2 protein-coding genes and 1 pseudogene are annotated in these 3,579 nt (G+C 41.7%); all 3 read right to left on the bottom strand.

Going from position 1 to position 3,579, the window contains the following annotated elements; all coding sequences use genetic code 11:
• Positions 1-1,205: 1,205 nt before the first annotated feature.
• Positions 1,206-1,499 (bottom strand): annotated as a pseudogene (locus tag IBX40_12075) (phosphoesterase).
• A gap of 98 nt (positions 1,500-1,597) precedes the next feature.
• Positions 1,598-3,160, bottom strand: a complete 1,563-nt coding sequence (locus tag IBX40_12070) for a DEAD/DEAH box helicase (GenBank protein MBE0525046.1) — start codon at positions 3,158-3,160, stop codon at positions 1,598-1,600.
• Positions 3,150-3,494, bottom strand: a complete 345-nt coding sequence (locus IBX40_12065) for a hypothetical protein (protein MBE0525045.1) — start codon at positions 3,492-3,494, stop codon at positions 3,150-3,152. The genes IBX40_12070 and IBX40_12065 overlap by 11 nt, the downstream gene beginning before the upstream one ends.
• Between the last annotated feature and the right edge of the window lie 85 nt (positions 3,495-3,579).

Here is a 3,579-nt window from a genome sequence, read left to right as displayed (position 1 = left end):
CCTGGAGTATCCAGACTGTAAGTCCCAATTCCGTTCGTATAGAATATCCATGGAGTCGTTCCCGATTCAAATCCAGGGTTCTGGATAAGATTAATAGGTATACCAAGAGCTGTTGGCAGACCAATCATTAACACTAAAAAAACCATTACTATTTTATTCACAATTCTCAAATTTTCGCGCATCTGTAAGACTCCGTAATTATTTAAATCCTTATTTCCTTTCCACTCAATATAGACAGTTTTTTTATGCAATTCATAGTATTTAAACTGTGTTATTTGTTAGCTGATCCTACATTGATTGGGTTGCTTGATAATGTTTTTCACCACATCTTTGAAATTCAAGTTAAACTCTGGAAGGTGTGAACATCAACCTATTTTTGTTGGTTCTGGAAAAAATGCCAGTAAGTTGTTACCGTGGGTCCATATCTGGATATAATATAAAAGAAAACAGCAGAGGTACCTACCAGGGATAAGTTCGAAACACCTCAGCCGCTATCATTCTGAATTCTGTTACAGGTTCAACCGTAGCTTCTGGGAATCACAAATGTTTGATCGGTTATTATCTGCGTGTTTAAATTGTCGCATCACTACGTATTCGGAGCTAACTGCATGAGCATTTATAATAATATTTTAATATGCATATCCATCATTCTCCTACCTTAACATACTACATATACCCTGACACCCACGCTATCGCAAGTGCCAGGATTAAATTCAATCCCACAAATTTTTGATCCTAAGGTGCAGTTGTTGCGGTATCGTTGACCCAAGTGGTGTTTATGTTACCTGAAATATCAATAGTTCTGGTCGCAATCTCATAGCTTGTTGAGGCAGTCAGACCAGAGGCATTATACGATTGGGTACCGGCGGAGACGTTGGCGGCCCACGACCCGTCGAAATAGATTATTACTTTATCAAAGTCTGAATCACCGGGATCGGTCCATGTCCAATTGATGAATGACTGGCCACTGATATTGTTAAGATTAGTGATACTGGCGGGTGCAGTGGTATCTTGAATGACTTTTTCCAATCGTACGTCATCAAAGTAGTAAGTATCTCCTGGTGCAGCTAACGGTGCGAGCCATAAATATAAACGTCCATCATTTACTGTACCTGTAAAACCAGTCGTCGTAAAAGTAGTGGTGAAGTTCTTCCAGGTCGTAGCTCCAGACCTCTTTCCTTCAGGAACAATTCAATTAAGGTGTCTTAACTTACCCACGCCACTTCAGCCCGCCCGATCTTCTCAGCCAGTTTCGCCAGCACTTCCTTGCGCAATCCGCCTACGAACTTAATACTGCCCACAACCAGGTGCCTGCCCCCGTTGATACCAGCTTCAGGAATTTCTTCCCGCAACTCCCTCACCATCTGGGGAATATTCATCAACACCCCCCGACTGCGCAACACAGCAAAATCCGGGCCGTAACCCAGGGTGATGACGGGCTTATCAGGAGTCTGTTTACACAACCTGTCATGCACTTCTCCGCTGGTCTTACCCGGCGGCTGGAATAATAAAATTAGAACATGAATTCATCACACTTCCCATTTTGGAGTTTAGTAAATAACTTTGTTGATCAGTATCAAAACAACTATTTTTGACGCTATAGTTCTGACTCACTGAGGTGGGCTGGCAGCAGATAGCAAAAGGCACCTTCCGATACATGACTTTTAAACTTCGCAGTAGCTATCCTCGCCTTTGCCGGCTTTACATATACCTTGCCAAAGGATTCCCTAACAATCAGCCATACCCTTCCGCCAAGCACGAAAATCTCATCGACCGGATACTGCACCTCGCCTATCATTTGCTTGGAATTGACGTCGATAACCTTTACTACTTTGTTTGATGGAATATTCGAATGAACCTCACCTTTTTCTCCAAGATCCATCAATTTGGTTGTTGCACACCATTTCTCATAGATTTTTTCAATCCATTCGCTGTTCACAAGATGAGTCAGGATATCCTGCAGTTCTTCATCCGAGCAGAATCCTTCGAACAGATTTTGAAAATATCCATCGGTAAGCCCATGCGGACTGGCATAAAGCACAGAGAATACCTGCTGCACCACAACAGACGGATCGTGCGAATAATCAACCGGTTCGATATATCCTGTCATTGCAGTGTGAAACATCTCTTCAAGAAGCATCCGCTCATCCCCGGAACCATATAATGCAAAGACCCGGTTTCTTTGCATACGCCTGCTACCTCGCCCGATCCTCTGGAGGAGCGATGATATGCTCCATGGGACTTCTGCAAGTACGATAGCATCGATATCCCCGACATCAATCCCTATTTCGAGTGTCATAGTAGCCACACAAACACCGTAATGTGCGTCCTTCATGAACTTTTCTGATTCACCACGGATCGATCTGCTTAAACTACCGTGATGTACAACAACGCTGTTAGAACCCCACAGATCAATGCATTCTCTTGAAAACACCTCGACTGTTACTCTCTTATTACAAAATATAAGCAATTTTTTAATATTCTCACTTCTTACACAGTCAAATAGTTCTTTAGCAGATTCAACAAGTGTATAGTCAATATCTCGTTTATCACGGTCAATGATAATCTCAAAATCTCCAAGATATCTACTTCCTACATCCTCCGGACATGCTACAGTGGCAGACAGTGCATATATATTGAAATATGTGTCTGAAACGCATTTTAATCTTTTCAAGAGAAGTCTGAGTTGATCCCCACGATATGTATTGTCAATGAGATGTATTTCATCGAGTATGACCGCTTTTATCTTTTTAAAAGAATTGGGATGTCTGCAAATAAGGGAATCAAACGATTCCGGTGTGGTAATTAGAACATTTGGAGACTTATCAGGGTTAAATCGTGGTGTATCGCCAGTTTTTAGCCCTATCGAAACTCCAAGTTCATCCAATTGTCCCTTAAGTCTGTCGTACATATCATTAACCAGTGCCTTTGTCGGAGAAATGTAGAGGAATGCCATACCATCTGACTCTTCCTTCAAATTTCGCTCTATCAGCGGTGCAATCACGGCTTCGGTCTTTCCACTAGCGGTAGCTGAGACAATGATCGCATCTTTCCCATTTAGAACCACAGGAATAGTTCGTGATTGAATAGGTAGAAGCCTGCCATATCTGCCAAAAAAAGTTATCCACGTACGTCTGAGACTTCGCTTATCAGAGTGCATCCAGTAATTCTCCAATTGGCTTATCAGGATAAAAACGAGTAAGATCAAGAGCTTCTACCAGCCCCTTGATGAATCTGCGGGTGTTGTTCTTTGGTATGTACTCAAAAACACGTGTGTCTGCCTGGAAACCGTATGCCAGATCGTACAACGAGATAATCTTTTTTGAAATATTCTCAAAATCTTGTGTACTAATGGGTCCGATTTCAAATTTCTCAACACTATTTAGCGGTTCTATGTTAAATAATTCATCGTCAGGGGTGAACGCAAATAGGGTTTTTAAGTTACACGGGACTTTCCATGTAAAAGGTAGCTTTAAATGACCGCAATACTGCAAATTGCTGTAATAGCCCCACCAGCCTTTGTAAAGGTAATGCTTATAAAATTTTTTCGCGTTAGTCTCTATTAGTGATAGTTCATCA

Source organism: Methanosarcinales archaeon, from assembly GCA_014859725.1.
GTDB lineage: Archaea > Halobacteriota > Methanosarcinia > Methanosarcinales > Methanocomedenaceae > Kmv04.
This window is presented reverse-complemented; position numbering and strand designations above follow the sequence as displayed.

Coding starts and splice junctions, on each gene's coding strand:
- IBX40_12070 (MBE0525046.1), bottom strand. CDS start 3,160: ATGCACTCTGATAAGCGAAGTCTCAGACGTACGTGGATAACTTTTTTT.